The sequence below is a fragment of the Allobosea sp. RCC_152_1 genome, assembly GCF_041360765.1.
GTDB classification, from domain to species: Bacteria; Pseudomonadota; Alphaproteobacteria; order Rhizobiales; family Beijerinckiaceae; genus Allobosea; species Allobosea spartocytisi.
The window spans coordinates 61,700-88,420 of sequence record NZ_JBFUPU010000013.1 but is presented as its reverse complement, the minus strand read 5'-3'; the positions used below and the strand labels follow the sequence as shown (position 1 = coordinate 88,420).

General features: G+C 63.2%; 41 protein-coding genes. 15 read left to right on the top strand and 26 right to left on the bottom strand.

Translation table 11 applies throughout. The features are described 5' to 3' along the window. Positions 1–15 precede the first annotated feature (15 nt). Positions 16–1,782, bottom strand: coding sequence for a DUF2213 domain-containing protein (locus AB6806_RS27415; RefSeq protein WP_370956152.1), 1,767 nt, complete (start codon positions 1,780–1,782; stop codon positions 16–18). 23 nt (positions 1,783–1,805) lie between these two features. On the opposite strand from AB6806_RS27415, the gene AB6806_RS27410 reads away from it, so the two are divergent. Then, a complete protein-coding gene (locus AB6806_RS27410; protein WP_370956151.1) occupies positions 1,806–2,066 on the top strand; it encodes a hypothetical protein in 261 nt (86 codons plus the stop codon). On the opposite strand, the gene AB6806_RS27405 is transcribed toward AB6806_RS27410, so the two are convergent. Genes AB6806_RS27405 through AB6806_RS27385 form a run of 5 tightly spaced genes read right to left on the bottom strand, consistent with a single transcriptional unit; the run spans position 2,063 to position 6,630 of the window. Beyond that, entirely contained in the window at positions 2,063–2,827 is a 765-nt protein-coding gene (locus tag AB6806_RS27405) for a phage head morphogenesis protein (RefSeq protein WP_370956150.1), read from the bottom strand. The two genes, AB6806_RS27410 and AB6806_RS27405, sit on opposite strands and share 4 nt — an antisense overlap. Further along, positions 2,824–4,389, bottom strand: a complete 1,566-nt coding sequence (locus AB6806_RS27400; RefSeq protein WP_370956149.1) for a DUF1073 domain-containing protein — start codon at positions 4,387–4,389, stop codon at positions 2,824–2,826. The genes AB6806_RS27405 and AB6806_RS27400 overlap by 4 nt, the downstream gene beginning before the upstream one ends. Continuing rightward, positions 4,386–5,933 carry a phage terminase large subunit gene (gene terL / locus AB6806_RS27395; RefSeq protein ID WP_370956148.1) on the bottom strand — a complete coding sequence of 516 codons (1,548 nt, stop codon included), beginning with the start codon at positions 5,931–5,933 and terminating at the stop codon, positions 4,386–4,388. The genes AB6806_RS27400 and terL overlap by 4 nt, the downstream gene beginning before the upstream one ends. Next, complete coding sequence (locus AB6806_RS27390) at positions 5,857–6,312, bottom strand: terminase small subunit (RefSeq protein ID WP_370956147.1); 456 nt, start codon at positions 6,310–6,312, stop codon at positions 5,857–5,859. Before AB6806_RS27390 ends, terL begins: the two co-directional genes overlap by 77 nt. 3 nt (positions 6,313–6,315) lie before the next feature. After that, positions 6,316–6,630 carry a hypothetical protein gene (locus AB6806_RS27385; protein WP_370956146.1) on the bottom strand — a complete coding sequence of 105 codons (315 nt, stop codon included), beginning with the start codon at positions 6,628–6,630 and terminating at the stop codon, positions 6,316–6,318. 37 nt (positions 6,631–6,667) lie between these two features. On the opposite strand from AB6806_RS27385, the gene AB6806_RS27380 reads away from it, so the two are divergent. Both AB6806_RS27380 and AB6806_RS27375 read left to right on the top strand, forming a co-directional pair. Next, complete coding sequence (locus tag AB6806_RS27380; RefSeq protein WP_370956145.1) at positions 6,668–6,874, top strand: hypothetical protein; 207 nt, start codon at positions 6,668–6,670, stop codon at positions 6,872–6,874. Positions 6,875–7,353: 479 nt separating this feature from the next. After that, entirely contained in the window at positions 7,354–8,079 is a 726-nt protein-coding gene (locus tag AB6806_RS27375) for a hypothetical protein (RefSeq protein ID WP_370956144.1), read from the top strand. On the opposite strand, the gene AB6806_RS27370 is transcribed toward AB6806_RS27375, so the two are convergent. The 19 genes from AB6806_RS27370 to AB6806_RS27280 all read right to left on the bottom strand — a co-directional run bounded on the left by AB6806_RS27370 (position 8,072) and on the right by AB6806_RS27280 (position 19,008). After that, positions 8,072–8,896 carry a hypothetical protein gene (locus AB6806_RS27370; protein ID WP_370956143.1) on the bottom strand — a complete coding sequence of 275 codons (825 nt, stop codon included), beginning with the start codon at positions 8,894–8,896 and terminating at the stop codon, positions 8,072–8,074. The two genes, AB6806_RS27375 and AB6806_RS27370, sit on opposite strands and share 8 nt — an antisense overlap. Beyond that, positions 8,893–9,258, bottom strand: a complete 366-nt coding sequence (locus AB6806_RS27365) for a hypothetical protein (RefSeq protein WP_370956142.1) — start codon at positions 9,256–9,258, stop codon at positions 8,893–8,895. The genes AB6806_RS27370 and AB6806_RS27365 overlap by 4 nt, the downstream gene beginning before the upstream one ends. A 65-nt stretch (positions 9,259–9,323) precedes the next feature. After that, the gene (locus AB6806_RS27360) at positions 9,324–9,596 is read right to left on the bottom strand and encodes an HU family DNA-binding protein (RefSeq protein WP_370956141.1); all 273 of its coding nucleotides are present in this window, start codon (positions 9,594–9,596) and stop codon (positions 9,324–9,326) included. A gap of 57 nt (positions 9,597–9,653) precedes the next feature. Further along, the gene (locus AB6806_RS27355; protein ID WP_370956140.1) at positions 9,654–9,869 is read right to left on the bottom strand and encodes a hypothetical protein; all 216 of its coding nucleotides are present in this window, start codon (positions 9,867–9,869) and stop codon (positions 9,654–9,656) included. Then, positions 9,866–10,162, bottom strand: coding sequence for a hypothetical protein (locus tag AB6806_RS27350; RefSeq protein ID WP_370956139.1), 297 nt, complete (start codon positions 10,160–10,162; stop codon positions 9,866–9,868). The genes AB6806_RS27355 and AB6806_RS27350 overlap by 4 nt, the downstream gene beginning before the upstream one ends. Next, positions 10,159–10,650, bottom strand: a complete 492-nt coding sequence (locus AB6806_RS27345; RefSeq protein WP_370956138.1) for a hypothetical protein — start codon at positions 10,648–10,650, stop codon at positions 10,159–10,161. Before AB6806_RS27345 ends, AB6806_RS27350 begins: the two co-directional genes overlap by 4 nt. Positions 10,651–11,497: 847 nt before the next feature. Beyond that, the gene (locus tag AB6806_RS27340) at positions 11,498–12,913 is read right to left on the bottom strand and encodes a replicative DNA helicase (protein ID WP_370956218.1); all 1,416 of its coding nucleotides are present in this window, start codon (positions 12,911–12,913) and stop codon (positions 11,498–11,500) included. A 5-nt stretch (positions 12,914–12,918) separates the two neighbouring features. After that, complete coding sequence (locus tag AB6806_RS27335) at positions 12,919–13,710, bottom strand: hypothetical protein (protein WP_370956137.1); 792 nt, start codon at positions 13,708–13,710, stop codon at positions 12,919–12,921. Continuing rightward, positions 13,707–13,979 carry a hypothetical protein gene (locus AB6806_RS27330; RefSeq protein WP_370956136.1) on the bottom strand — a complete coding sequence of 91 codons (273 nt, stop codon included), beginning with the start codon at positions 13,977–13,979 and terminating at the stop codon, positions 13,707–13,709. Before AB6806_RS27330 ends, AB6806_RS27335 begins: the two co-directional genes overlap by 4 nt. Continuing rightward, positions 13,970–14,191 (bottom strand): hypothetical protein, encoded by a 222-nt coding sequence (locus AB6806_RS27325; protein WP_370956135.1) that lies wholly within the window; start codon positions 14,189–14,191, stop codon positions 13,970–13,972. Before AB6806_RS27325 ends, AB6806_RS27330 begins: the two co-directional genes overlap by 10 nt. Then, positions 14,188–14,568 (bottom strand): winged helix-turn-helix domain-containing protein, encoded by a 381-nt coding sequence (locus AB6806_RS27320; protein WP_370956134.1) that lies wholly within the window; start codon positions 14,566–14,568, stop codon positions 14,188–14,190. The genes AB6806_RS27325 and AB6806_RS27320 overlap by 4 nt, the downstream gene beginning before the upstream one ends. After that, on the bottom strand, positions 14,546–15,382 hold the full coding sequence (locus AB6806_RS27315; protein ID WP_370956133.1) for a hypothetical protein: 837 nt from the start codon (positions 15,380–15,382) through the stop codon (positions 14,546–14,548). The genes AB6806_RS27320 and AB6806_RS27315 overlap by 23 nt, the downstream gene beginning before the upstream one ends. Beyond that, on the bottom strand, positions 15,379–16,011 hold the full coding sequence (locus AB6806_RS27310; RefSeq protein ID WP_370956132.1) for a gamma-glutamylcyclotransferase family protein: 633 nt from the start codon (positions 16,009–16,011) through the stop codon (positions 15,379–15,381). Before AB6806_RS27310 ends, AB6806_RS27315 begins: the two co-directional genes overlap by 4 nt. Next, on the bottom strand, positions 16,008–16,340 hold the full coding sequence (locus tag AB6806_RS27305) for a LexA family protein (RefSeq protein WP_370956131.1): 333 nt from the start codon (positions 16,338–16,340) through the stop codon (positions 16,008–16,010). Before AB6806_RS27305 ends, AB6806_RS27310 begins: the two co-directional genes overlap by 4 nt. Further along, positions 16,340–16,903: a hypothetical protein gene (locus AB6806_RS27300; protein ID WP_133563940.1), complete on the bottom strand. Its 564-nt coding sequence runs from the start codon at positions 16,901–16,903 to the stop codon at positions 16,340–16,342. Before AB6806_RS27300 ends, AB6806_RS27305 begins: the two co-directional genes overlap by 1 nt. A 2-nt stretch (positions 16,904–16,905) precedes the next feature. Continuing rightward, entirely contained in the window at positions 16,906–17,376 is a 471-nt protein-coding gene (locus AB6806_RS27295; RefSeq protein ID WP_370956130.1) for a hypothetical protein, read from the bottom strand. Between the two features lie 175 nt (positions 17,377–17,551). Beyond that, the gene (locus AB6806_RS27290) at positions 17,552–18,001 is read right to left on the bottom strand and encodes a hypothetical protein (protein WP_370956129.1); all 450 of its coding nucleotides are present in this window, start codon (positions 17,999–18,001) and stop codon (positions 17,552–17,554) included. Between the two features lie 142 nt (positions 18,002–18,143). Then, positions 18,144–18,494 (bottom strand): hypothetical protein, encoded by a 351-nt coding sequence (locus AB6806_RS27285; protein ID WP_370956128.1) that lies wholly within the window; start codon positions 18,492–18,494, stop codon positions 18,144–18,146. Between the two features lie 283 nt (positions 18,495–18,777). Further along, positions 18,778–19,008 carry a helix-turn-helix domain-containing protein gene (locus tag AB6806_RS27280; protein ID WP_038367906.1) on the bottom strand — a complete coding sequence of 77 codons (231 nt, stop codon included), beginning with the start codon at positions 19,006–19,008 and terminating at the stop codon, positions 18,778–18,780. Positions 19,009–19,081: 73 nt separating this feature from the next. On the opposite strand from AB6806_RS27280, the gene AB6806_RS27275 reads away from it, so the two are divergent. Both AB6806_RS27275 and AB6806_RS27270 read left to right on the top strand, forming a co-directional pair. Then, positions 19,082–19,837, top strand: a complete 756-nt coding sequence (locus AB6806_RS27275) for a hypothetical protein (protein ID WP_370956127.1) — start codon at positions 19,082–19,084, stop codon at positions 19,835–19,837. Between the two features lie 3 nt (positions 19,838–19,840). Further along, positions 19,841–20,575 carry a DUF3800 domain-containing protein gene (locus AB6806_RS27270; RefSeq protein ID WP_370956126.1) on the top strand — a complete coding sequence of 245 codons (735 nt, stop codon included), beginning with the start codon at positions 19,841–19,843 and terminating at the stop codon, positions 20,573–20,575. Between the two features lie 158 nt (positions 20,576–20,733). Here AB6806_RS27270 and AB6806_RS27265 read toward each other — a convergent pair whose 3' ends face one another. Further along, complete coding sequence (locus AB6806_RS27265; protein WP_370956125.1) at positions 20,734–21,036, bottom strand: hypothetical protein; 303 nt, start codon at positions 21,034–21,036, stop codon at positions 20,734–20,736. Between the two features lie 371 nt (positions 21,037–21,407). On the opposite strand from AB6806_RS27265, the gene AB6806_RS27260 reads away from it, so the two are divergent. From AB6806_RS27260 to AB6806_RS27215, 10 genes are all read left to right on the top strand, one after another. Then, positions 21,408–21,932, top strand: a complete 525-nt coding sequence (locus tag AB6806_RS27260; protein WP_370956124.1) for a hypothetical protein — start codon at positions 21,408–21,410, stop codon at positions 21,930–21,932. Between the two features lie 5 nt (positions 21,933–21,937). Further along, complete coding sequence (locus tag AB6806_RS27255; protein ID WP_370956123.1) at positions 21,938–22,168, top strand: hypothetical protein; 231 nt, start codon at positions 21,938–21,940, stop codon at positions 22,166–22,168. Beyond that, positions 22,168–22,422 (top strand): hypothetical protein, encoded by a 255-nt coding sequence (locus AB6806_RS27250; RefSeq protein ID WP_370956122.1) that lies wholly within the window; start codon positions 22,168–22,170, stop codon positions 22,420–22,422. The genes AB6806_RS27255 and AB6806_RS27250 overlap by 1 nt, the downstream gene beginning before the upstream one ends. Next, positions 22,419–22,664: a hypothetical protein gene (locus AB6806_RS27245; RefSeq protein ID WP_370956121.1), complete on the top strand. Its 246-nt coding sequence runs from the start codon at positions 22,419–22,421 to the stop codon at positions 22,662–22,664. Before AB6806_RS27250 ends, AB6806_RS27245 begins: the two co-directional genes overlap by 4 nt. Next, complete coding sequence (locus AB6806_RS27240; RefSeq protein WP_370956120.1) at positions 22,661–22,975, top strand: hypothetical protein; 315 nt, start codon at positions 22,661–22,663, stop codon at positions 22,973–22,975. Before AB6806_RS27245 ends, AB6806_RS27240 begins: the two co-directional genes overlap by 4 nt. A gap of 123 nt (positions 22,976–23,098) precedes the next feature. After that, positions 23,099–23,287, top strand: a complete 189-nt coding sequence (locus AB6806_RS27235; RefSeq protein ID WP_370956119.1) for a hypothetical protein — start codon at positions 23,099–23,101, stop codon at positions 23,285–23,287. A 65-nt stretch (positions 23,288–23,352) separates the two neighbouring features. Continuing rightward, on the top strand, positions 23,353–23,700 hold the full coding sequence (locus AB6806_RS27230) for a hypothetical protein (RefSeq protein ID WP_370956118.1): 348 nt from the start codon (positions 23,353–23,355) through the stop codon (positions 23,698–23,700). Between the two features lie 157 nt (positions 23,701–23,857). Next, entirely contained in the window at positions 23,858–24,439 is a 582-nt protein-coding gene (locus AB6806_RS27225; protein ID WP_370956117.1) for a hypothetical protein, read from the top strand. Between the two features lie 2 nt (positions 24,440–24,441). Further along, entirely contained in the window at positions 24,442–25,383 is a 942-nt protein-coding gene (locus AB6806_RS27220) for a hypothetical protein (protein WP_370956116.1), read from the top strand. A 9-nt stretch (positions 25,384–25,392) separates the two neighbouring features. Continuing rightward, on the top strand, positions 25,393–26,718 hold the full coding sequence (locus AB6806_RS27215; RefSeq protein WP_370956115.1) for a recombinase RecT: 1,326 nt from the start codon (positions 25,393–25,395) through the stop codon (positions 26,716–26,718). Positions 26,719–26,721 lie beyond the last annotated feature (3 nt).

The window sequence follows — 26,721 nt, the reverse complement described above, 5'->3', positions numbered from 1 at the left end:
TGCTGATCTCCTTCCTCAAACCTTGAGGCGGTTGGCGTGCGGGAAGCGGGTCTCGAATTCCTTCGAGGCAGCGGCGTCCTGCGCGATCGGCTTGCGCGCCGGCAGCGTGTCGCCGGGCTTGGGCTGCAGCTTCAGGATGGCCGGGAAGGCGGACGGGTGGACGCCGTCGACATCGACGCCGAGCGAGGTCAGGGCGGTGCGGTAAACCGCATCGGCGCTGTCATGCGCCATTGCGAGGTCGCCGACGTAAGGCCGGACGGCGCGCTCCGCCTCGCGGATATCCTGCTGGGTCTTGATCGCAGCGGCGGTAGCCGACTTGGTCGCGGACTTCACTGCAGCGGCGATGGCCGCATCCATGGCAGTCTTGGTGACCTTGTCGTCCTCCTCGTCATCGCCGTCCTCATCCTCGGCGACCTTCTTCTTTTTCTCGCCGTCCTCGTCGGTCTCGTCCTCGTCGGTCGCGAGATCGGCCTCCTCCTCGGGGAGGATATCGGCCAGAGCCTCGATGACCTCGGCGGCGTCCTCGATCGAGGAATCCTTCGCGAGCTTGCCTTCGGCCGCCTTCTGCAGGCCGGTCAGGATGGCCGGCTTGCTGGCCGCGAAATTGGCGGCAGTCACCTTCGCCAGCACTGGAGCGAGATCGATCTTCGCGTCCTGGGCCAACTTCGGCTTCAGGTAGAGGGAGAGAGCGGTCAGCGCAGCCGCGCCACCACGGGTGATCGATGGCTTCTTGGCCATGCTGATGAACTCCTTGATTTTGGGGATAGGCTTTTCATCGCCGACAACAACATCGGGCCCGGCGCGGCCTTCCTTCACGAGGGCGACGTGGTTGCCGATCAGATCGCGCATCACGCCGTCGTAACGGACGCCCTCGTAGGTGCCGGGCGTCATGTCGGCGCGGTAGCGGTACGCGCTCGACAATTCCTTCTGCGTCTCGGCTTCGATGGCCTTGATCGCCGGGCCGTCCCAGATTGAGAGATCGGCTTTGAGGTAAGGGGCATCCCAGACTGGGTTGCTGACCGAGCCGGCGACCACCTCGTGTTCGTGGTCATCTGCCGTGACAGGCCGATGGATGTTCAGCAGCGGCTTGCCGGCGAACGTTCCAGCTGCCTTCTCAAGTTCCTCGGGATCCCGGAGGAGTTGGTAGAGGCGATCAGGATTGAGCCCGAGCCCTTCCCAATCGGGGATCTCACGCCCGTAGTAGGGGCAGACGTTGGCCTTGCTGATCGGGGTGCGAGCCACATGGAGATGGCCGTCCTGATCGTAGGTGCGCGCAGAGGCGCGGTCGAAGGCGAGCGCATCCCCGGCCATCTTCGGCTTCCAATCCACGTCGATCTCTGAGAATTCTTCCGGGCCCAGTTCGATAGGGCCGCTGTATGGCTTGATCTCCGCGATATCGACGTCACCCGGATCGTAGGTGATGGTGACGTGCGGCCTGTAGGTATCGTGGTCCCAAGATGCCCCAGCCTCTCGAAACTGCTGCCAGCGCTTGGCAAGGTCGGAGGATTCGAAGCGAAGGACTATGGCGCCCTTGTCGCCGAGTTCTTCGACCGAGCGCTGCGCCTCGTGATCAGCAAGAGACGGTATTCGAATGCGGTCGAAATCGTCGGGCGCCGCGAACCAGTCGAACTTCTCCTTGCTGTAGGCGACCGTGACGTGAAGGTCCGAGGCTTTCAGGAGCTTCGAAAGACCCTGCTCCTTCGCCCACTCGATCAAGGCATCGCCGTTTACAACTGGCCGCCTGGCGAACAGCGTCCGCAACTCGGGCTGTTCCGTCGCCATGGCATCTCTCGTTTGAATGGCTGATGCCGCTCGGCTATCGTGCGAACTGCATGATCGAGCACCCTTCCGACCCCACCGAAGTGATCGAGGCGCTCAAGGAGCTGGCCCGCGCCAGCTTCGTGGATACCTTCCCAGACATCCCAGAAGCCGAGACGATCGAGGGCGAGGCCGCGATCATGATCGGCGAGATGCTGGCGGACTTCCGTAAGATCGCGGCCGGCGCGCCGGATGGCATCGCGATCGCGCAGGCTTGGGTGGATCGATCCTCCGACCCCGAAGACTAGACGTCAGGGATCACGGGTTCGGGATAGCACCGACAGTTCGGGAACTGCCCGGCGTGTCCGGTCATCCCGTCCAATGTCGGAGGGCTTTTCCATTCCACGTATTTGCCGGCCATAGCCCGATGTGAATCGCGGACATCGCTGTCGCCGGCAGTCCTCCAGATATAGCCTTCGGAACCGACGCTCTGCGCCCTCGCCTCGGTGAAGTCCGTGGCAGTGCGCGAAACCTCGGTTCGGGCGATCAGGTTGGCGCGAGCCGCGCTGACCTCACCTGATCGCATGATCTCGGCTGCTATCTCGCTGGCGCGGGTTCCTTTGCTCAGGCCCTCGATCGTCAACTGGTGGACGCGCTCCGCCGCCTCGGTAGGAAGCGACGTGATCAGGGATACCTGGTCCGCGAGCCGCTGCCGGAGAAGCGCGCCGGTCGGAGCCTGCTCAATCTCCCGATGGATCGCGGTACCCATCTCGCGAGAGACGGCCATCCAAGCCTTGCGATCGCGGGCGGCGACCTCTGCCACCATGCGACCGCCTACTGAACTGGCCCATGCTTCGATGGTGCCTGCGTAGCGCCGCAGCGCGCGCTCAACGATGCCGGCCGATGTTGGATCAGCCTGGTCGAACAGGCCCATGACCAAATCGCCGATATGGCGTGCGACCTTGCGCAATTGCCGGGCGTACTGGACCTCGGCTTTGCGAGCCCGAAGGAACAGGCTCTTGGCACTCGGCTTGGCTCGATCGTAGGCGAGGCGATGACGACGGCTCATGCCTCAGCCTCTTCGGTTTCCTCCTCGTTCGTCTCAGGTGCCGGAGGATTGTCTTCGCCTGGGGCCGGCAGCGGCACGTCGTCGACGTCGAGCCCGGCGTAGGGCGATTCATCATCGCTCGCGAGGCGCTTGCGTACTTCGAGCGGGTCGAGGACGCCGGAATCGATGTACACGGCGTCGGTGTCAGCCTCCGCCTTCCGCTTCTCTGCCTTGGCCTTGTCGTCGAGGCTCCAAAGCGGTTCGAATACGAAGCCGATATCGGGGTCGACGTCGCCGAATTCCGACATCTGGATCAGGTTGATGACCGTCGTCAGGTGCGGCCGCAGGAACTTCTCCTGTAGCGCCTCGATCCCGTCGTAGTAAACCCGGATCTCGCCCTCGGACGAGGCATTGAGCCCCGAAGGCGTGATGCCTGTGAACTTCACCAGCGGGATGCCGGCAACTGAGCAGATGTGCTCCTGGCTCTGCGCCTGCAGATGATCCAGCGTCCCAAGCGGCGTCGAGACGTTGAAGAACTCTTCCGCCGGGTCGTTCGGGCCGGAACCCTTGTTCAGCACCATCGTCCCGCGATTGTCGCGGAGATTGTTGAACAGCTCGACGCGTCGGAACAGCCCATCGGCATCGACCTGCAGCACATTCGCCAGATCGATCTTGATGCCGCTGACCGAGAACGAGCTGATCAGGTCCGCGACGCTCTGCCGGGTCCGCAGCCAGTTGTCGACGTATGGCTTCGCCATCTGGCTCATACTGAGGCCGCCGAAAGAATAGGCTGGCTTCAGGAGATCAGGCACCTCGCGAGCGATGAACGTGAGGAGACGGGTCGCGTGGACTTTCTGGCCTTGCACATACCATGCCGACGGCTTGTACCAGTTCGGCTTGAGCGGATTGCTCGTCTCGTACTCAGCCGGGTAGCACCAGACGGCCTCGACGGTCCGGAAGCCTTTCAAAGCCCCCTTCCCGACCTTGGCCTTCGTCACCTTGTCGGCGCCATTGCCGATCGGGGTGGCGAGCTCGTGCCCCTCGGTTTGTCCGAGGTCAGCGAAGAGATGCGCCCGGCCGAAGAACCCATCCTGCTCTGTGATCCGCTGGAACAGCTCCTTGACGCCGAACTCCTTGAGCTTGTCGCCGATGGCCTGGATCTTTTTGGCCTTGTCGTCCTCGCCGGCGGCGGTGACGCGGATCCATTGCCGCGTCGCCTCGGTCGCGATGATCTCCGAGATGCGCCGATACTCGGGGCGCTGGGCGAGCTCCGACAGGTGCGGGAACCCGAGCCACGCCATTCCCTCGTTGTAGAGGCCCGCGGCCGCCTGCTGGATCGCCCAGGACTGGCCGGGCAATGCACTCTCGTCCATTGCCATGGACTTGTCAGGCAGCACCCCAGCCGGCGGCGGCAGGATTTTGAACGGGTTGAGCTTCTCGGCTTCCGGCTGGGCCGGCGGGATGCGGGATCGCGCGACAGCCTCTGGACTCACCGTGAACGGCTTGCGCGGCTGCTCAGGGGCAACCTCGGGCGCCGGCTGCGGCCCAGCGATCCATGCCGCGAGACGCAGGCGGAAGCTCATCGCCGGCCACCAGCCGCAGCGCGAGCCAAAACTTCGTCGCTGATAACCAGAGGACCGCGCACGCTCATCAGCTTTCCAAATGCTCCTGAGCTCGCGTCGACTTGGTCTTTGAAAGAGCCGCCTGGGAAAAGGCAAAGCTCATCGAGATACGCGTCATTCCATTCGCCGCGCACGATCGAGACATTGCCTGCCTCGCATTGAGCGGCGAACGGTTCGGCGCGGGTTTCCTTGTCACCAGTCTCGGGTTCCGCCGTAACGATGAACCCTGCAAGCATTGCGACCATGTCCGACTTCTGGACCTTGCCGGCCTGTCCCGGATCCTGCGGCAGGCTGATATGGACGCCGCGACCATCGATCTCGGCTTGTGCTTTGATCAGCTTCCGGACCTCGTTGCCCTCGGACTGGGTGATGACGACGTGCCCGACGACATAGCGACCGTCAGGCGTCCGCCCGAGCTTTACGCCGGCGGTCCGCGCCGATGTCTTCCGCGTCGAGGCCGCCAAGTCCCAATGCCGAACCCAGCGGGTACCTGGCGGCGCCTCGCCGATGATCTTGTCTTCAAACCACGCCCGCTTGAACATGCCGCCTTCGCGGGGCGTCGGGCGCTGTTGGTATTGGCCAGCATAGGCGTAGGAACCCATGCCCGACTTCAGGGCTTCGACCGTCTCGCGCGGGAAGCGTACCGGGTCGAGCAGATCGCCATCGACCTCGCGAGGGTCTTCAAAGCCGATCTCCGTTCGGCAGCGGCGATCGGCGTCGAACTCCATCGGCAGGCAGAGGTGCACGAACCCCATGCCGAGTTTCAGGATCGTGCCTGAGACGTCCTCCGCGTGCAGCCGCTGCATCACGACGACGATCGCGGACCTCTCCTGATCGTTCAGTCGGTTCAGCGCGCCCTCTCGGAAGCGCCGCGTTGTCGTCTGCCGCTCCGCCGGGCTCTCCGCAGTCTCGGTAGAGTGCGGGTCGTCAATGATCAGCCTGTCGCCGCGCTGGGAGGTCAGCGACCCGAACGCGACACCCTCGCGGGATCCTGTCGAGCTATTCGCGAACGAGGTCTCCCCCGTTCGGGTCAGCACCACCTCGGGATAGAGAGCCTGATACCAATCCGAGAGGATCAGGTCTCGGCATTTGCGGGTGTCGCGCTTGACCGGGCCGTCGTTGAACGAGGTCGTCAGATACCGAAGCGATCGGTGCCCCTGTGCCCATTCCCAGGCAGGCCACATGACGCTGACGATCAGCGACTTCGACGAGCCCGGGGGCACGTTGATCAGGAGGCGATTGATCCTCCCCGCAGACACCGCCTCAAGATGCGCGCAGATCGCGTCGAGATGCCAGTTCCAGACCAGGGCCGCATTTGGCTCCAGCACCCGCCATGCTTCGCGAATGAAGCCAGCCAGCGTCTGGCACCGGGCGCGGATGCCCTCGGCGTCCTTGGCAATCCGATCACGCTCGATCGCAGCAGTTCGCCTATTCCTCTCCGCCCTGATCTCCGCCAGCGTCGGCAAGCGGACCGAGGATCGCCTCAAGGCTACCGAGCTCGTCATCTGAGAGCTTGGTGAGGTCATAGGTGCCGATTGATCCGGAGTGCTTGTGCTTCTCGACGATGAGGCCGAACAGCTTGGCCTTGCCCATCGAAGCCGCGACGGCCGCGCTGGACTGCTTCTCCGCGATGGCGAGGACCCGGGCCTCTTCCAATTCGCGAGCGATGCTTTCGACCGTCACCTCGACCTTGCGAGCGGCCTTGGATTGCAGCTCCAGAACTCTTGCTGCGACCTTAGCATCTGTTAGCAGCCGCGAGGCGCAGGCTTCGGCGGCCTTGTCAGAAGCCCCGTATCCAGCGGCTTTGTAGGCGGTACGGGCTGCTAAGCCCTTAGCAATCGCCTGGGCGAATGCCTCGTGTCGGTTGTTGCGAAGGACTGGCACTGGTCAGGTGCGGGGGCTGAGGCTGCCGGATGCACGAAGCCGTCCGGTGAAGCCGTTGGCGTAATTGAACGTGCCATCTTCTCGCCAGCCGAGTTCACGCATCGTGAGCGGTTTCCCGGTGGCATCGTCGATGCCAGCAAACGCATCGAGGTCGAAGCTGTCGCGGTTCGCTTGCCTCAGGCTCTCCGGCATGTCGGGATGCCAAACGAGGTCTTCGATCACTCTCGCCTCGGCCTTGGACATCCTGCCCTGCTTGACGAGGTAGGCGGCAAGCTCAACCGCACGGCCAGCGGGGCTTTCCGTGTCGAGGAGCTTCATGGCAACATCCGGTGAAGGCGAATTGGGGTTCAGTTCGATGCCCGAGACTAGGACCGATGTTGCGGTCGAGGCTGCCGCGAAGGCGTTTCACGAGACTTGCCGCGAGAAGCGGCAATACACTTGGGCGCAGTCGAGCGAGGAATGGCGCCGCGACCTGCGAGCGCTTGTCCGGCCTATGGTCGAGGCCGCCCTTGCAGCCTCTGATGCCTATGTGGCTGCGGCGCTGCCGAAGCCGAAGGAATGATCGACGCCGCCATTTCCGCACCTGCGAGAGGGACAGGCTGACCACTAACCCGGATTTCGATGGTCAATTATCGGATCACCCAGGGCGGCTAGGATGCTGGGCGCACCCCGTTGCCGTTCCTCTCGGCGTCGAACTCTGAACTCTCCCGGGCGGCACAAGCTCCGCCGGACACCACTCCGACTTTGCTGGCCCCGGTGCTCCGGGATCGGTGGCGCTGCTTTACCGGCGCTGGTGCGCCGACGGTCGCCACGACATCTAAATCTTGCATCATCGCAAAGGGCCATTTCGCGCTAGGCGGGGCCGAGAGGTGCCGGTAGCGACACGTTTCGCGACGATGACCAAAGCATGCATGCAAAATGGCGGTTCGACAACCATCCTTTTTCAGCCGGAAATCTTGCATTGCTACAAGATTATGGAGATGTTGCGCAGGCGCTGATTTCAGGCTCTGAGTACCATTCCGCAAACCCTGGATCCGCACGATGCGCCTGTTCTTGCCCTGCCCCACTTGCGCAAAGGATTCTGACGGGACGGCGTACGGGCTGCCGTTTTCCGAAAGCAACATCTATAGCTTCCGCTGCCATCGAGGCCACGAGATCACCGTCGGGCTCGTCGCGGTGAGGTTTGAGGTTCTCTTTGAAATTGGCATGCAGGCTCTAGTAGACGGCTACTATCGCGAGGCCGTCATGACGTTCAGCACGGCCCTGGAAAGATTTTATGAGTTCTACGTCCGGCTTATTTGGGAGGCGCGCGGCATAGACGCGGCGACGCGCAAAGATCTCTGGGGTCAGGTGGCGAAACAGAGCGAGCGGCAGCTAGGGCTCTTCGCCGCGACATTTTTGCTTGATACCGGGCAGATGCCTCCGCTGCTGCCACAGACAATGGTCTCGCTGCGCAACGATCTCGTACACAAGGGCGACATCACAGACCAGGCGAGTGCCACCACTTTCGGGCAGGTGGTGGCTGATCTCGTGCATCCGGCGCTTCACGAAGCTGTCGGAAAGCACAAGGAGGCGGCGGCGACCATGCACCGGCAGCATTGCGAGAATGTGCTTGCGGCCCACGGCCGGCGGCCGGCTGACTTTGCGTGGTGGGCAGAGGCCTTCCCGGTTTCCCGCGTACGTGCAGATAAAGACCCCATCAACGTCGCCGCGGAGGTCCAGCGGCGCGTGCGGAGGGACCGCGGAGAAAAACCGCAGCCTATCTGACGGGGACACCGCCACGGCATAATTGCGCTGCCACCACGCCGGCAGCAGCCCTCCGCTGCCGGTCGAGATTAGTCCGAGACAGGCACCGCCCTGGAACTGCCTCATGTGGCTTCACGGCCAAGGGCAGGCAACCCTCCTCCCGGCATCGCGCGCGGAATATCGACTGGGCATGCACTTTGATCTGGCCGTGGGTGGTTTTGCTGGCCCGGGCCAGCGCGTCGTTCGTGATCTTCGCGACTTCCCGAGCTATCTCGACACGGCGAAGATAGGCGTCGACGACTGCCGGATCACGGGTATCCATCACGACGCCTTCATGGATATGCGGCGGCGCGTTGTGGCGGCGCATGATCTCGTCTGCCAACGCCATGGCTTTCTTCTTCCGGTGGTGGAGCATGGCGGACATGTCTCGGCCCAGCGCGGTGGCATAGGCCCAGAGCATCAGCGCATCCGACTGCATGGGCCGGCCATCGAGATAGGTCATCGGCCATTTGAGCGCTTCGTTCATGCGTGAGAGCTCATCGGCCGTCGGGCGGGCGGCGCGCTCCTGTTGCTTCTCCTTCTCCGCCAGAGCTCGGGCTTGAGCATCGACGAGGTCAGAGAACTCGTGGATCATCGCCGGCCAGCCGTTCGCATGCTGGCGGGGCCCGACGCGCGTGCCTGAGCGGGCAAGGATATCGAAGGCCTCGACCATACGGTTCTGGACGTGCTCAGGCGTCCACGAGGTTGGTATATCCCCCTCGCCTATCGCTGCGATGCGGCTGGCCAGCTCGTCGGCGGGGCCGAGATATCCGGGGATGGCGATGGCATGAGCGTTCATGGGCGTGGCCGTGTTGGGAGGGCGAGTTTGCCGAGGCGGCGGCGGGCGTGTTCGATCCCGTCGTCGAGGACGACGCGGGTGATCCGGTCGAGCATGGTGGCGGCGCTGACGTTCGCGGCCGCTGCGAGCTCTGTAAGAACGCGGGCATTGCGGTCGGGGAGGTAGGTGCCGAAGCGGCGGGCGCCGGGACGGGCGAGCTTGATGCAGTACCGCTTGGCAATGGCGCGAACGCGCTGCGGGCTGATCTCGCCAATCGCCTGCGCGATCTCATGACTGGTCATGCCCTCCGCAGCCAGAGCCGCGATCTTAGGAGCCCGGTCCCGCGCTGGCCTGAATTTGGTTCTGTCGATCGGTCCCATCATCCTGCCGCATCGTGGTGGTGGCAGCCGGCGCGGGGATGCGCCGGCCGATATCGGTGCCTGACTTCTCAGGCGACGGCGTCAGCGAGATCCTTGACCGCCTTGAACTTCACGACGGTCTTGGCCGGGACCTCGATGGTGGCGCCGGTGGATGGATTGCGGGCTTCGCGGGCGGCGCGCTTCGCAGTCGAAAGCTTGCCGACGCCGGGCACCGTGATGTCGCTGCCGGCGCTGAGCGTGCCGCTGACGGCGCGGCCGAGGCTGGCGAGCACAGTTGCGACGTCGGTCTTGCTCTTCCCGCTGTCGTCGGCGATCGCCTGGATCAATTCTGCCTTGTTCACTTGGGCTTCTCCATGTTGGGCGCGCGGCCCGGTTGATCCCGCCGTTGGCGGAATTGGTCATTCGTCGTCGATTTCGATCTTCTTGAGCTTGTGGCCGGTGATCGCCTCGATGGCGGCTTCGAAGGTGGGGTGACGGCCAGCCGCCACAGCGTCATGGGCTTGGTGGCAGTTCGCGAAGAACTCCCGCAGCGCGGCGCCGAGCTCGGGATCGGCGTCCATCTCCGCCTTGACCTGATCCGAGATCTCGACGGTGAACTCCTTCGGCTCGTTCATCGTGCGGTCTCCATCCTGCGGTGGCGCCCCTGCCCTGACGGTCGGAACACCTTCGCGCTGCGGGTGAGAGGCTGGCGGCCGCGGTCTTCGGCGCGGTCCTTCGCTCGAGCCGCGGCGATGATCGCTTCGACCTCGGTCGGAAAAATCCGGGCGATCGGCTTCCCGTTTTCGCGGGTCACGACGCCGTCGACCGTCAGGGTGCGGAAACCGACGCCGGGCGCGATGTACCAAGCCGTCCAGCCGACCTTGCCGGGGATCGGATCGGCGCCGAAATCGCGAGGCAGCATGCTCATGCCGCCCTCGCCTGCTTGCGCTGACGGGTCGCTTCTTCGAAGAAGAGAACGAGGTGCGGAGGGCACAGATGCGGGAAGCTCGGGCTTTCCGGGTCCTGCGCCCAGTGCGGGTTCCATTCTTGACCAGTGCGCCATGCCTCCAGCCGGTGACGCCACTGGCGCTCCTTGGCTTCCGGGCTCTTCGCGGCAATGGTTCGGATGGTATGCGCCACGACTGCCGTCGACGGCAGCCAGGTCCTGTCGATGCCATCGACCTCGCCGCTAATCAGTTGCCGGATACCTTCCTTGATCGACCAGGCACTGAACTCGCCAAGGACCATGACGTAGACGGCTGCAAGCTGAGCCGGGTCATCGCGTTGCTGGCTGGCAAAAGCGCGGAAAAGGAGCGAGAGGCTCGCCTGCAGTTCGGCTTTCGTGGCCTTCCGCACAAGCTCGGCGCCCACCGGAACGGGCTGCTTCTCGGCTGAGATTGTTAGGCTATTGTTCATCGGGGAAAAGCTCCATCACCGTTCTGAGACCTGCGACCAATCGGTCATCCGAGGACGGCCGTCGTGGCGCGTCTCGAGATCCGGTTGGTCCTGAGCGCATTGGCCCGGCGAAGCCGATGCGGGGCTGTTCGGCCTCATCGCCGTAGGACTTGGCGGCGGTCAGAACCCAGTTCCGATAGGTCGCATCCCAGTCCAGCTTGGCGGCGTTCTTCCCGCCTGCCGCAGCCCAATAGTTCTTGAATTTCTCGGTCTCGTCCTGGCAGGCGCGATTGCTTGGCAGACGGTCCCCTGGCATAAGCGCGCAGTGCCTCATCCGGCCACCAATCTGGGGGCAGACGGTGCGCTCGCTTGACTGGAGTTCTTTTCTCGGCATCGCGAGAAGCGCGCTCCGCGCGCGGCTCCCGAAGAGACGTAGTCTCTGAGGGTATTTCAGTGTTTTCAGTGCTTTCTAGTTTGTCCCGCTCTTGTCCCGCTCTTGTCCCGGAAGTTGTCCCGCTCTTGTCCCGCTCAGGCAGGGATACCCTCTGATATTCGCTGTAATTACAAATGGTTATGATAGGCGTTCTTGTCCCGGTTTCTGATCGCAGCATGTCCCGATTTTCGAGCATGGTCAGAAAACGGTCGACGCGTGACTTGGACCACTGCCAGGCCTCCGCCATGAACCGGATCGAGTGGCAGAGCTGCCCGCGCTGGAGGTTGATGACCTTCCCGTCCGCCCTCTTGCTCCGCTCTTTAAATGCCGCTTCAGAGACCAGCCACAGCCATGCCTCGCGCTGCGTGAAAGGCTCGCGCTGGAAGGCTGGGTGCTCGAAGATGCCCCGATCAACAGCGAATACGCCGCGCTCGCTCACCGGCCATCTCCATGGATGCCACAGACGATGGAGCGGCCCGGATCGCACCAGAGGTTGACGCGGCCGGTCTGGCCTTGCCGGCTCTTCTCGATGCCGATCTCGATGTTATTGCGGACGGCATCGGCTTCGTCGTGCGCGGCTTGGTCGCCGCGGCGGAAAGCCTCTGTGCGCGTGGCGTAATAGTGCTCGCGGTAAAGCATCAGGACGGCGTCGGCGGCCTCCTCGATCTCACCGGAGGCGCGAAGATCGGAAAGCTGCGGGCGCTTGTCCTCGCGCTTCTCGACGTCACGTCCGAGCTGGCAGCACAGCATGACCGTGCATTCCAGCGTCTTCGCCATGACCTTTGCGGAATTGGCGATCTCGCCGAGCTCGTTGACCTTGTTGCCCTGGTACCGGCCGGATGGCTTCACCAGCATGGCGTGGTCGATCAGAGCGAGGCGAAGCCGTTTTCCCTGCTTGTCGAGACGGTCAGCGTATTTGCGGGATTCAACGAGAATGTCCGCCATGCTGAGCGCCGGCGTGTCGTCGATGCGGAGCGGTTCCTTCTTCGCCTGACCTGCGGCCCACATATAGGCCTCAAGCTCGTTCTCGGTGGTGTGCCCCGACAGGACTTCACCGTAGGTCGGGCCCTTTGACCCGAGACGCTCGCAGATGACCCGTGCGGCGATCTCTTTCGATGGCACCTCGAGCGAATAGTACTGCGTGCCCCCGCCCTGGCTGCTCATCTTCGAAGCGAGAGCGGAACCCATGAGCGTCTTGCCCTGCCCGGTGCGCCCGGCAAGCACATACAGAGCCCCCGGCGCGAGACCGCGCATGGGAAGATGCTTATCGAGGTCTGGGATACCGCAGGATGGCGGCCGCTCCAGTTCGCCGCGCATCATGGCCTCAGCCTCGCGGCCAGCTTGTTCAGCGATGTCGCCCAAGCTTCCGCGACTGGACCGACGTTGATCGGTCGCGGCGTCGCGCAGAGCGTCGACGGACTCGATAAGGCCCCTTGCCAGATCCGAGACATCCGACGTCGCGATCTGGCTCCGGGCGCCGTCGGCGGCGTCGAAGATGCGACGGACGACCCATGCACTGCGGATGATCTTGGCGTATTCGGCCAGCGAGCCGGCAGGGGCCGCGATGGCGGCCATGCGGGCGACGAGCTTATCGATCGAACCGCCCTCGCCCATCAGGACAGAGGCACCCCCTTGAACGACGGTGCGGAAGTCTACCGTGCCGCCTCGGGCGACGATGTCGATGATGCGGCGATACAGGGCCCCGGCCGAGATATCGCCGAAGTGCTCCTCCTGCAGGCCCGTCAGCATAACGCTGCTGATCGCCGGCGGCGCCATCAGCATGCCGCCAACGAGCGCCATCTCCGTTTCGGAGATTTCGCGGAACCAGTCGGTGAATTGATCGGGGGCCATCGCGTTCACAGCAGCCTCCCGAAGGTTGCTTGCTGCGGGGCTGGCAGCTCCGGCGGCTTCCAGTCGTCGAACAGATCGTCGATCTCGCCAAAGTTGCGAGGGTGCTGCATCCGAAAATCCGGCCAAGCCGGACCACGGCGCCATGCACCATCGACTGCAATCAGCCATCCACTGTCGAGGAACCGGCGGTGATCGATCTGGATGTGCTTGAAATCCTGCCGGCAGACCCAACCACGCCGTTCAAGGATGCAGGCGATCTTGATTGCCTTGATCTTCCAGGCGGTGAGCTGGACCGGCGCCGGCCTGCCAGCGACGACGTCGGGGATGAAGTCGGGAAGTCTCACCCGCTCGATCGGGAACATCTCGGGCCACATGCCGTCGCCCGTCCAATGACCTGGTCGCGGCAGTTCGGGATAGACCAACGGTTGATGCGGTTCGGGATCGGCCGTTATCGTGATGACCTGGATGCCGAACCTCTGGCAGGCTACGCGATGGAGCGCGCTGCCGGTGCCTTGAGGGACCAGAACAGCACGGCAATCCGGCCCGGGTTGCGTGACATACGAGGTGCCGCCATCCATCGCCTGCAGGATGACGTCGTCATTGAGACGAAGCTTTGCCTCAATCCCGACCTGGAAGCCGTCCTCGCGGACCATGAGGATGTCGCCCCAGACCTCCGGATAGGCCTTCCACCCGGTTGCCCGGGCGCGATAGCCGTTCGACACCTCACCGGTCGCTATGCCGATGAACAGCGTGCACATCTCGGCCTCGCTGGCGAAGTGGGCGACACGCTTCTTCATCTCGCCCTCCGCTGGAAGTGACCAACGAGGACACCGACGAGCGCAGGGACATCGAGAGGCGAGACGGCGCCATTCCGTTCTACGCGAGCGAGGATGACTTCCAGCGCCGCGGCTGGGCTGGAGAGTCCGGCTCGGAACTCAGCCTCATGCTGGCCGATGGCTTCCCATGCGATCTTCGCGTCGCCACTGCCGTTGGAACGGGTGGTGAGCACGAGCGTCCAGCCAGCGGCGCCGATGTCGACGATGTCGGGGTTAAGGCTCATCGCCATCCTCCCCGCTCGTTCACAAGCGCGACCAGCCGAAGCGCGACCTCATGATCCGGCTCTTCGAACGGCATTTGGCTGTTCGTGAAGGGCGGATAGATCGCCATCTGGCAGACGGTGGCACCGTCTGCATCGATGATCCATGCGTAGTTCAAGCAGCCGTCAGAGCGCCGTCTGTGCTCGACACGCCAAGGCGTTGGATGCAAGGGGGCGCTCATGCGCTGATCCTCGTTTCGATCAGCGCGGCAGCCTTCGCTCGCATGGCCTCGGTCATCCGATAGCCCTGCCCCCAGATGGTCTCGATCTCGAGCCCATACGGCTTGAGCTTCTTCCTAATTTTGCAGACATAGACGTCCACGATCTTCATCTCGGGTTCTTCGTCTGGCCGCTCGGAATAGAGCGTCGCCATCACACCGGTCTTGGTGAGCATCGGGCGCTTCAGCAGAGCGCCGAATAGGCGCGCCTCGTGCTTCGTCAGCCCAAGGAACACGGGCGCATCGACGGTGAGGCCCATAGCCTCTTCCAGGAATTCACAGCGATCGCGCAGGCGATCGTTTTCGGCCTCAAGGGCCTCAAGCCGCGCGCTGAGATCCACGACGCTTCCTCGTGTTTTGGAAAAGGACGATTGCCGTGGCGCGCCAGCGCTGCATCTTCTTGGCGAGGGCGATCTCTGAGGCCTTGGCGTCGATGGCCGGACCCATCCGCATGATGGTGCTGGCGACATCATCGGCGACGAGCTCGCCCGCATAGTCATCGCCGTGTAGGATCAAATCGACGGCGCGGATGAGGTCTGCACTGATCGGTGCGACCCGCGCTTTCACCAGTGTCTCGACGACCACGCGCGCTTTCATGGCCGAACGAGCCTTGACCAGTTTGACGAGCGCCGAGACCGCGATGACCTCGCCCGGCTGGAACGGGCGCCCCGGCGAAGGATTCCGCAGGATCGTCGCGCCCGCCCGCTCGCAGACCTGCTTGGTGGTCAGAGCATCATCGTCGCCGGCCGCAGCCGCCGCGAAAAACATCTGGGTGTTGGTGATCTGGACGCGATCCCGGTTGTGCCCGATGAACGCTCGCGCTCGGTCTTCGCCACCGTCGGCGTCGACGATCATCACGTCGATTTCGCCAATGCCGCCATGGGATGCTGCTGCGATCGCGGTGTGCTGGCCATCAATGACGTGCCAAGCATCGCCGACTTTTGCGACGACCGGAGGCTTGAATCGCTTCCAGTCCCAGTCGGAAATCAGCTTGTGAATGAGTGAGATCGACTTGCGGGAAAGGTCGCGCTGGTATGCCGCGTCAACCGAAAGGTCGGCCGGATTCATCCGAACGATCTTCGGACGGTCGCCGATTGGCCCCGGGGACAGATCATCGGGCAGCGGCAATGGCTGAATGCGGCGAATGGCCGTCATGACTGGCCTCCGGTTGTGATGGATGGGCTGACGCCGACTCCGTCGCGATGAAGCCAGCGAGTGACCGGCTCGCCTTCCCAGTTCTTGGTAAAGACGCAGATCGCGTAGTCTTTGGTGTCGCCGGAGGGCTCGCGGCCCTTTGCCATCGCTTCGCGGTAGACGTGGCCAGGTGGCATGCTCGGGCGCGGCGTTAGGAAGTAGACGCGCGCCAGCGGCAACGCCTTCAGCCACGCGCCAGCGGCGTTCAGGCGGCGCACCGGGAAGACGACCGCAACCTTCCTCTCTGCAAGCCGGACAGCCAGTTCCGTGAACTCGCGGATGCGATCGAAGGGCGGGTTCGTTGCGAAGTTGCTGAACCGCTGCCGGCTCTGCAGGAAGTCGCAAATGCCGGTCAGATGCTCATAGCCGCGATCGACGATATCGAAGGCGCGAACCTCGAGCCCGGCCGCGCGCGCGCCTTCCGCCATGTTGCCGATGCCACAGCACGGATCGCAGACCTCGCCTTCGAAACGCTCGACTTGGAACAGCCGGCGACCAACCCAGGCGCTTTCGACGTAGTGCTCATGCTCCTCTCGCTCCCAGATATGGGATACGCGGGCGCGGCGGTTCTCTGGCTCTGCGATGTTCATGCCGCGCGCCCGAAGAAGGCCTCAACGGCACGGGAAACGGCGGCGACGCGATCGACCTTGTTGCGCTTGCAGTAGGCGGCGATCTGCTTCTCAACGACCGGAGCGAAGCGTTCGGGCTCGTCAACGAGCGCCAGAGCGCGCGGCCGGTTCTGAAGCCGCTGCACATAGCCGCGCTCGATCAGACCGCAGACCAGCTTGTGCGCGAACGCCCTCGACGTCTTGAGATCGAGGGACATCTGATCGTAGGTCGGGGCGTGCCCTTCCCGGCCGATGTATTCTCGCAAATATTCCAGCAGATCGAGCTGGCGCGGAGTGAGACCGACGCGCATCAGGCGGCTCCTGCGATGAAGGGGTCGCGCATCCGCATCCGGGCGACGGCATCGCGGGCGGCGAAATCGGGATCGGCTTTGAAGGCGACGGCGAACCAGAGGCAGAGAGCGTCACTGTGGTTGTCGTCGACGAATTCGAGACCGCGGGTCAGGCATTCCTGCTTGACGGCTGCTTTGGCTTCTTCGCGTTTCAGGCGGCCTTTGCCCTTGCCAAGGAAAGCGATGCGGGCCTGCGCAGGCTGGATCTCGTCACAGCGAACGCGCAGCAGATGGGAGATGCCGAGAATTCCCCAGCGCATCCCTGCCTGCATCATGATGGTGTCGATGTTGGTGAAGCCCTGGCCTTGCTTTCCGGCAATCGTCTGTGTCGAGAATTCGAAGGCGACGCGGTCTGGCTTGTGCAGCCCGATCATGTCGCCAACGAACTGAAGCTGCTCACCCGCGATCTTGCCGTGATCCGATCCCGACGGGGCGAGACGGCGCGTTCCGCCGATCAGCTTTCCGCCGATCGGAGCAAACGCCCATCCCGTCTTCACGCCGATGTCGAAGGTGAGCAGCTTCATGGTCAGTGGACCGAACCGGCTTCGCGCTCTTCCTCGCGAGCGCGCAGGAAGGCAGGACGGATGTCCTCGTCGAAGTCCTCAGACGGAGCGGCCGGGACATCGTCATCGACCGGAGCGGGAGGGGCTTCCTCGGCCTGGGCCTCGACAGCTTTCTTGCGTCCCCTGCCCTTCGGCTTGGTGGGCTCAGTCGGCGGCTCGGGCTTCAGGTTTTCGAGATCGAGCGCTTCGCCAGCGGCGGCACGGTTCTGCTCGGTGAAGATGCGGTTCGCGGCCTCGGCTGCGGTTTCCTGCGGGGCGTCGGCCTCATCGTCGTCGCCAGCTTGGCGCGCCATATCGTCAAGATTGGCCACATGGCCTTTCTCGCGGCATTCGGTGAGGAAGATTTCGATCGCCTGCTGGCAGTGCGCAGCCGTATCGAGCGCGCGGATTTCGTTATTGCCGTGGATCTTGAGAAGGCTTTCCAGCAGCGACATCGCCTTCGGATTGCCGTTTCCGACCTCATAGAAAGTCTTCTTCCGATCCTTGACCGGCGTATGGAGCTGCGTCGCCTTGTCCTTGGCGCGCAGACTTTCCTTGGCGATGCCGAGCATCTGTTGGGCATTTGGGAGTTTGGTTGATTCCGACATGCGTGCGTGCTCCTGCTGCGGGTCAGTGGTGAAGCTGTTCGGGGAGGCCGGGCTCGGGGATGCGGCCCTCGCGGATCATCCGCTGATGGATCTGGCGGATGCGCTCGGCGCCGGCTGACGGTGTCTTGAACCGGGTGCGCGGCGCGAAGCGCAGGACGCGCATCGGCTCGCGTGCATCGAGATCCGGCATGCTGATGTGAGGCAGCGTCGGCTTCCGGCCGGCCTCAATCACCGGCTCGGACGTTGCCTCAGGCGGTGCCGGCTGACGACGGACCGGCTCGCGGACAATCCGTTCTGAGGGAGCGCGCCGCTGCATGCGGACGCGCTCGCGATGCTTCAGCTTGGTGTCGCCGACATCCAGCGCCCAAGCGACGGAACTGCGCGGGCGCCGAAGGCGGCGTGCGATCTCGCCGATCAGCTTTCCCTCTGCATGGAGGCGCTTGGCATAGTCATGCCAGTCTGGGGATTTCATGGGCGAGGCTCCTGCGGATCGATGAAGCTGGCGATGGAGACGCAGCCGTTCGCGATCCGAGACGTGCCCTTGGAGGCGACGATCAGAACGGACGCGAAAAGCCGAAATGGAAAAGCCAGAAGTCCGCGCATCTGCGGCTTCCTCACTTGTTGGCGCGGAGCGCGCTGATTTTCGATTGGATGCGGGCCTGCTCGGCTTCGAGCTCGGCAAGCTGTTCACGCTGGTAGGCATCGTCCAGCCAACGAGGGCGGGACGGAAACACCGCAACAAGGAACGCAGGGCCATAGGCTAGGATGAGCCGGGAGAACGCGACCCATGATGGTTTCGCAACGCCTTCAAGCCAGCGCCGCACCGTTTGAGCCGGCACGCCGGTATCGGCAGAAACGCAATCGGCGGTCTTGTTTGGATAGAGCTTGCGGATGAACTCGACCGCACGATCAGGGCAAGCTTCGCCATTGATCTGCCCAATCTTGAAAACGTCTTTCCCAGACATGGAATCCGGCCTCTGCGACTGTGGGCTCACAGACGAGGACGGCACTGCAGATCGCTTGGTGGCGGACGCGGGATCGACCTTCCGGGGATGGCGGGCGGCAACCCGCACCCCACCGGAATTCGAAGGAGATGATGGCAGTGGATGGAGAAGCGCGTGGCCCACCATGACTAGCGCCCCGACAAAACGAGGCCGATCAGCAGGATCGGCGCGAACGCGATGAGACCGGCGGCCGCAAGGGCGCCAACGAAGAGAACGCCGACGATGAGATCGAGGGCGCGCGACATCAGGCGACCTCTCTCGCGGGAGCGAACTTCTGGGATCGCAATTGGCGGAAGAGCGGGTAATCGACCCCGCTGATGCCGTGCTCGGGCGCCGCCTCAATGAGCAGTCCCCAGTACTCCGCAGGGATCGAGCCTCGCGTCTTCATGACGCGGACATGGCTCTCCTTCACGCCGAGAAGCTCGGCGACCACCTTCACGCCAAAGGCGTCGATCACGGATGCGAAGCTGTGCATATCCGTATCGCTACACTAAGTAGCGATACTGGTCAATGCGGCACGTAGCGATATGGGCGCTACATTCTGTAGCATGACCGACGACCGCATTCGAAAAGTTCAGGGGCAGCGGCTCGCTGAAGCTCGCCTCAAAGCGGGGTGGCGCTCGTCACGAGCAGCGGCGATTGAAAATGGTTGGGCAGAGTCCAGCTATCGCGCCCACGAAAACGGCAGCCGGACGATCGGCCAGAACGACGCCGAGACATATGCGCGACGCTTTCGCGCCGCCGGGGTAAGCATCACCGCTCAAGAAATCCTGTTCGGTCCCAGTGCTGACGCTTCCCAGGATGACTTTTCCAAGCCGGACGAGCTCATCGTAGCCGGCGCGCGCATTCCTCTCTCTGATCGAGCCCTGCGCGGCGGAGCTCGAGACCTTCCTGTGCCTGGTATTGCCCTCGGAGGGTCAGAGGAGGAAGGCGATTTTCAGCTCAATGGTGAAGTCCAGTACTTCTTGGATCGACCTGCTGGGCTCGTCGGACGCAAGCGAGCATTTGCCGTCGTCATTCGAAACCACAGCATGATCCATTCCTACAAGCCGAGCTGGCCGATCTTCGTAGACCCTGATGGGCGCAAGCCGGTCGAGGGCGTCGATGACGTCCTGGTCGAACTCTATTCCGAGCAAGAGGGTCAAGCCGGACCCGCGTTTGTGAAGAAGCTCATCTCACGACGTGGTGGCGAGGTTGTTCTGTGGCAGCAGAACCCCGAGAAGGAGATCCGCTTCCCTATCGATCGAGTGAAGCAAATTCTCCGTGTTATCCCCTACCCCGAGGCTATGGGGCTGGCGGTCTGAACGGTGGGTATACCAGCTTCGCAGGAAAACTACGTCGACGTCTATGTCGATGAGAGCAGCCAAACAAAGCACCGATACCTAGCGCTCGGGGCCATGGTCGTACCATCGGCTCGCGCCGATTTGTTTCGCGACCTGGTCGCGGATGCGCGCTGGCCAGAGCTGCCCCATGGCGAAATGGCTTGGACGAAGGTCAGCCGGTCCAAACTGGATGCCTACCGCCGATCTGTTGATGTATTCTTCTCTCCCATTCCCGTGTTGAATAACATTCAATTCCACTCGATCATCATAGACACCAGCAAGATCAAAGATGGCTCTTATAATGATGGATCTCGAGAGATCGGCTTCAATAAGGAGATTTACCAACTGCTTCTGAAGGTTTTCCGTTTGAATAGCGGAAAGCTGATGAACGTTTATCTAGACAGCCGAAACACTCCAATCCCCCTTACTGATCTGAAGTCTGTGCTCAACAACGGAGCCAGACGCTATCGCCGCGATGCAGACTGGCCTTTCAGGCGGGTTCAATTTAAGGAGTCACACACCTGCAACTGCCTTCAGATTGTTGACATCTTGCTCGGCGCCGTAGCGTTCCACGTCAACGGGCACAGGCAGAAGGAAGGCGCGTCGCCTCACAAATGCGATCTCTCCGACCAGATTCTTCGCTTAGCCCGAGTACGGGACCCATCGCGCGACACCGGGATGGCTGGCCGATTTACGATTTGGCACAGACAACTTCGTTGAGGGCGGGGTCCTCCGAGCCTAGGCGGTCGAGCCGCCAGCCGCCTTGAGCGGGCCCATTGCCGTAGGCAGTGGATTCGGCCACGGAGGAGTACGAGCAAGATAACATGGTATGAGCCCATATCAATGGGTGGTCAGTGTGTCTCCTGACAACAGCGCCATTATGAAAGGCTGATCGCTGCGAACTTGAACGCGTGCAGTTCTCGCTCGATTTCGCGGAGCTTGAACTCTGACGGCGGTGCCAGCACGCGGCTGTTCGCTCCGCCAACAGTCCCGCACATCGGCATGACGCTAGCATCCTCGTGTAGGCCGTACTCTTCAAATTCAAACTGCATCTCTGGGAACTCGCGGCGCAGGTACGCTTCGATCCGCTCGCGCGCCCCATTGAACGCGCGCTCCTTGCCGAGTGGCGGGAACACGACGATCTGCTTCGTCTCGGGCAATCCTTCATGCCACGGTTTCATCACTCACCTCGCTTGATTGGATAGACGCTGACGTTTTTGCCGAGGCCGCCACGGTCGCGGCAGACGGCGCAATGCAGTTTGTCGTGCAGCCCAATCAGGCTGAAGACGCCATTTGCTATGTGCCGTCGGATCTCACCAGGCGGCATTCGCTTGGTGCGGCCACAGTCCTCACACCTGATGTCGATCGCTCGAAATAGCGATAACTCCGGCCGCCACGGCCCCTCTTCCGCCCATTGGCTCATCTCGACGCCACCCAGTTTTGTTCTCGTTGCGTTCCCATTGAAGCCAGACGCGACGCCACGAGTCGAGTCGAGTTTTCGCGCTACTGACTCGTGCTGTCAGGAAACGCCCGGCGATGATCGCTACATGGCGTGTTGACATGGATCGCTACTTCATGTAGCGATACTTCCATCAGCCAACTGGCGATGGGGGATCACATGGCCTTCAAGTTTCTGGATGCCGCAGGACAGATCGACGAGGCAAAGGTCTCGGTTGCGGTCGCTCGCAAGGCGGATGATCTGGCCCGCTGGCGCCGTTCGGATATCGAAGCCTGCACGTCCGAGGCTCTGGCCTGGGTTCGGCGCCTTGCCGATGATGAGCGCAAGGCTTGGATTGCTGACCAACAGGATCGGGTTTGGGGTGCGGCTGCCGCTTTTGTGGCCGGCGCGCTGGACGGCCTGACGCCTCCGCGCACCGAGCCCTTCGTCATCGAGGCCATTGAAGGCCCTGACGTCCATACCTTCGATCGGATGGATGCCATCCAGTCCGCCATTGGCAATCAGATCATCGACGCTCGGCGCAACACCTTCGCCCGCGCCCTCGCCTCCTTCGATCGTTCGCTGGCCGGGATCGCGGCGTCCGACGACATCACCGTCCATCTGCAGGCGGCTGAGTGATGGCCATGAAGCACGCCTCCCGCGACCGCAAAGATCGCTTCCTCCGCAGCTTCGACGCTCACAAGAGCCCGCTGCGCACGGCAATCACCGCCATCAGCGAGCGCATCTATCGCGACGGCCTCGACTGGCTGACCGACGAGCAACTGACCGAGATCACCTCGGATGTCGCTGAGAACGCGATATCCGCCAACCGCCGCATGGTTCGGAACCGCGCAATCCTGCGGAGGGCTTCCTAATGCCCCGTTTCCCGACGCCGACCGAGTCCGGCCACTACTGGGCAAAGCTCGTTCACCCGACCCGCATGCCGGCAGGCGAGGATTGGGCATCCGTCGATTGGGAAGTCGTGCAGGTCTTCGAAAACTGCCTAGACCGCAACGACCCCGAATATCTCGGCGTGCACGTCTCTGGCGTGAAATTCGTCCAGTGGGTTCCCGATTTTGTTTGGGGTCCGGCTGTTCCGGTTCCTTCCGATCTTCGGAGGGCCGCGTGACGAACGACGTGCTCCGCGAATACGAATACTGGCTGCGCGCCGCTCACCTGGACACGAAACGCTGGGAACTCGAGCGCTCGCCTGCGGCTCAATCCCTCTACCTGAACCTCGTCGTGTCTTCGCTGACGCGAGCTTTGGTCAGCGCCAACAAGCTGAACGACCGCGACCGTCGCGCCTACTGCATGCGCAATCTCGGCCGCGCTCGCGCCCTCCTCAACCGCATCGAACGGAGCGCAGCATGACCACTCGCGTCCTTCATATCCCGGCCAAGAGCCTGAGCGAGGCGCGCATAGTAGCGCATGCTGTCGAAGCTGGTCGCGTGCCCTGCCTCAAGCAGTACCTCGATGAGGCCCGTGCGAAGGCTTCGGCCGCATCCCTGACCGAGCTTCATCGCGTCCCGTACACCGTGATCCCGATCATCATGGTTGATGGGCTGACCGATGACGGCCGGATCAAGGTCGCACGTGTCGCCAATACCGCGGGGCAGGCAGTCGCCGCCCTCCTACTCGTCATCGGCGGTCCCTTCCTCGTCGGATTGGTATCGCTGCTGTGACGCGCGTTTCACGCCTTGCTGGGGAGGCGGCGCAGGCCGCCGTTCCCCCTTCGCCCGGCCCGCTCTCGATGGTCGAGAACCGGGATGGTGTCCGCCTCTCCAGCAAACCCAAGGGAGATCGCGATGCAGCCTGAACCTCTGTTCCAGTCCTTCGATGCCGGCTGGCTGATCATCTGCGGCGCCGTGCTGCTGGCCGCCGCCCTCTGGTGGGCCATCAAGCGCAACGATGAGCCCGTCCACGACGATGAGGACTGGGATGTCGAACCCCGCCGGCACGATCCGGAAGCCGACGCCCGGCATCGGCCGTTCTGACCAATTTCGACCGGCGCAGCGGCACTGCGATTTCACTCAGGGAGACAACAATGGGAATCGCAGAATTGCTGGCCGACATCGCGGGCGAGCGAGACGAAAGCGACGGCCGAGAGCCAGCGATGGCGGCGGAAGTCCTCGTCGAATTCCAGAAGACCTATGCAGATTTTCTGACCGGCTGCCCCTTCAAGCCGGGTGATCTCATCACCCCTCGCAGGGGCACCAACATGAAGGGTGCGGGTAAGCCGCATGTCGTGTTGGAGGTCCGCGACCGGCCGGATCCGCATTTCGCCGAGGGGGCCGGTTCTACCCAGTTCGGGCGGCGCAACGACATCCGCGTCGCAAGTTTCTACGGCGACACCATGGCTCGGCACTGGGTCGAGAGTGTCGATTTCGACGCCTACACGGCCGCCTGATGCCAACCCGGCGCGCCTCCGATGGTTCGTTGAGGCGCGCCACCCTCGCAGTCCACATGCGGCTCCAAGCCGAAACGGAAGCCCGCAAAGCCGGGCTGCAAATCACAGCCTGGCGCGACGGCAAGCCGGTCGTCCGCCTCCCGATGAGGAAAACGACATGAACTATTTCGACGAAGACGAGATCGAGGAGATCGCCGAGGGCGAGGTGAAGGTGAACCCGAAAGGCATCACCGCCACCGTGAACATGCCGGGCTCCGCGCTGGAAAGCATCGCGGCCAGCATCGCGAGCCGATTGGAGAACTCGACCTCCCGTCGGATCGAGAAGTCCGTCATGGAGAAGGTCGAGCAGCTTGTCGATGATGGCGTCCGAAAGGTCATCGGCGATCGCGCCGAAACGCTTGTTCGCGAGATACTCGACAAGCCGCGCCAGAAGACCAACGAGTGGGGCACTCCTACTGGCCCGACCGTCACCTTCGCCGAACTGATCCCCGGCATCGTCGACAGTTATCTCAACACCAAAGTCAACGATAAGGGGCAAGTCGACAGCTACCATAGCGACAACAAGAAGACCCGCGCCGCCTGGATCATCGCGACGATGGTCCGCGAGCACATCGAGCCCGTCACCACCAATGCCGTCGCCACGGTGACGAAGCAGGCCCGCGATGTGGTTGCTCAGAAGATCGCCGCCTTCGTGTCCGAACAGATGGTCCCGGCCATCGAGATGAAGAAGGGCGCCTGACCATGAGCGCCGCGCTGAAAGAGGATTTCTCGTACTGGAAGGCGCAGTTGGCCGGCCAGAAGCCGGAACTGACCGACAAGCTGCCGCGCTGCGGCTGCTACCGGTACCGCGGCGATCCGGTCCTGATCCGCGTCGTCGACGGGACCATGTTTGCCTGGATCGGCCGCAAGGGTCAGCAGACGCGCCGTCTGGCTGACGCCTCGTTCGCTGAGACGACCTTCTCGTTCTTCTGCCGCGACGCGATCTCGTCAGATCTCTACGACGCCGTCGCCAACAAGAACCAGCCGTGGCCCGAGGACATTGAGAGCCTCGATGATGCCCGGTCCAACTTTCCGACCGATCCGTTCGAGGCGCTGATCGCAGAGCTCGATCTGATCGAGTTGAAGATCGCAGAGTTTTTCAAGACGCCGGTCCTCGCCGGAGACGATGTCCGCGCCCTCCAAGCCGACAAGTGGAAGGAACGGGCGCGCGAACTCTCCGGCAAGATCGAGGACATGCGGGTCGCGGCAAAAAAGCCGATCGATCAGCAGGCCAAGGAGATCCAGAAGAAGTTCGTTCCGCCGCGCGACCGCGCCGATGCCTTGGTCACCAAGGTCAATACCGGAATGTCGGTCTATTCGCTGGCGAAGAAGCGGGCTGTCGAGGCGCAGGAGGCGGCCGAACGCGAGGCCCGCGCGAAAGCTGCCGCCGCCATGGGCGAAGCCGCCCCGGTTGAGCAGGCGCCCGTGCGCGGCCGCAGCAAGGTCGCCACCGGCAGCACGACGGTTCGGACGCGCAAGGTGGCCGTCATCAATGACCTGCCCGCCGCGGCAGCCTTCTATGCGGCCCTCCCCGAGCCCCCGGTCCAGTTCGTGACGGTCATCAAGCAGATGGCCGAGCAGAACCTGAAGACCGGCGTCGCCGTGCCGGGCTGCGAACTGAAAACCCTCGAATACGTCGCCTGAGAGGCCATCATGAACGCTCAGACCCCGTCAACTGCCGTCGCGAACATCGAACCAGCGCATCAGCGCGTCGCTCATTTGTCTCCGGGTAGCGTCAACGCAATCGTTCCGCAGACCTTCGACGACGTCTACCGCTTCGCCCAGGTCCTCTCCCGGAGCGGGCTCGTGCCGTACGGCATGGACACGCCGGAGAAGGTTTCCGTCGCGATCCTGACCGGCTTGGAGATCGGCGTGAAGCCGATGCAGGCCGTGCAGGGCATCGCCGTCATCAATGGCGCGCCGCGCATCTGGGGCGACCTCGCCCTGGCGGTCGTTCGCGGATCGGGGCAGCTCGAAAAGTTCAGCGAGAAACTGGTTGGTACGCCGCCAGCGGATTGGCCGTCCCCGAAGGACGATGAGCGCGACTACAAGGCCGTCTGCATCGTCAAGCGCAAGGGCGAGGACGAGGTCGTCAAGGAATATTCGATCGCCGATGCGGTAGTCGCGAAGCTTTGGAACAAGTCTGGACCGAAGGGGCCGACGCCGTGGGTAACGAACCCGAAGCGGATGCTCGCCATGCGAGCGCGCGCCTTCGCGCTGCGCGATGCCTTCACCGATATCCTCAAGGGTATGCCGATCGCCGAGGAGATGATCGGTGACGAGACGGAGGATGCCAATTATCGCCCGATCTCCTCGAACAACTCAGCCCCGCCGCCGCCTCCTTCTGACGATGAACTCAATTCGGCCTTGAAAGTTGAGGATGCAGTCATCGTTTCCGAATCCGCTGCTATCGCTCCCAAGGATGCAGCGGACGCCGCCGGCGCATCGACAACTGCCCCCCAGGCCGCCGACGCGCCGGCGGCACCCTCGGAAGACGCGATTGATCCCGAAGCCGAACTGTCGAACCTCGACGAGAAGCTCGGCTTCGCGACAAATTCCGATGACGTAGAAGCCTGGTACGTCGAGACGGACGTCGAGGCGGTCCTTGCCGACTTCACCGGCTTCGTGGAGCGGGCCCGTGATATCCGCGACCGGCATGTCGCGCGCGTTTCCCGACAGACTGATGCCGCCCCCGCGGCGCCGGCTGCCGACGAGGCCAGCGACGATGTTCCACCACCGCCGGCTGAAGACCAGTCCTCAGCCGAAGAGGATATGAGCACGCCGGAAGCCTATGAGGCTCTGGTGAAGGCGAAGCTGGCCGCCGCCGGCGACTTCAATGCCTACGAGGAGGTCCGCTCCTGGTGGAGCGCAACGCGTCCCGTCCGGCACGCCCTCGGCATCAAAGAGCACGCTAATATCGAGCGGCTGCAAAACCACTTCGCTGCCCGCAAGGGCGAGCTCGAAAAGGCGAAGGGCTGAGCC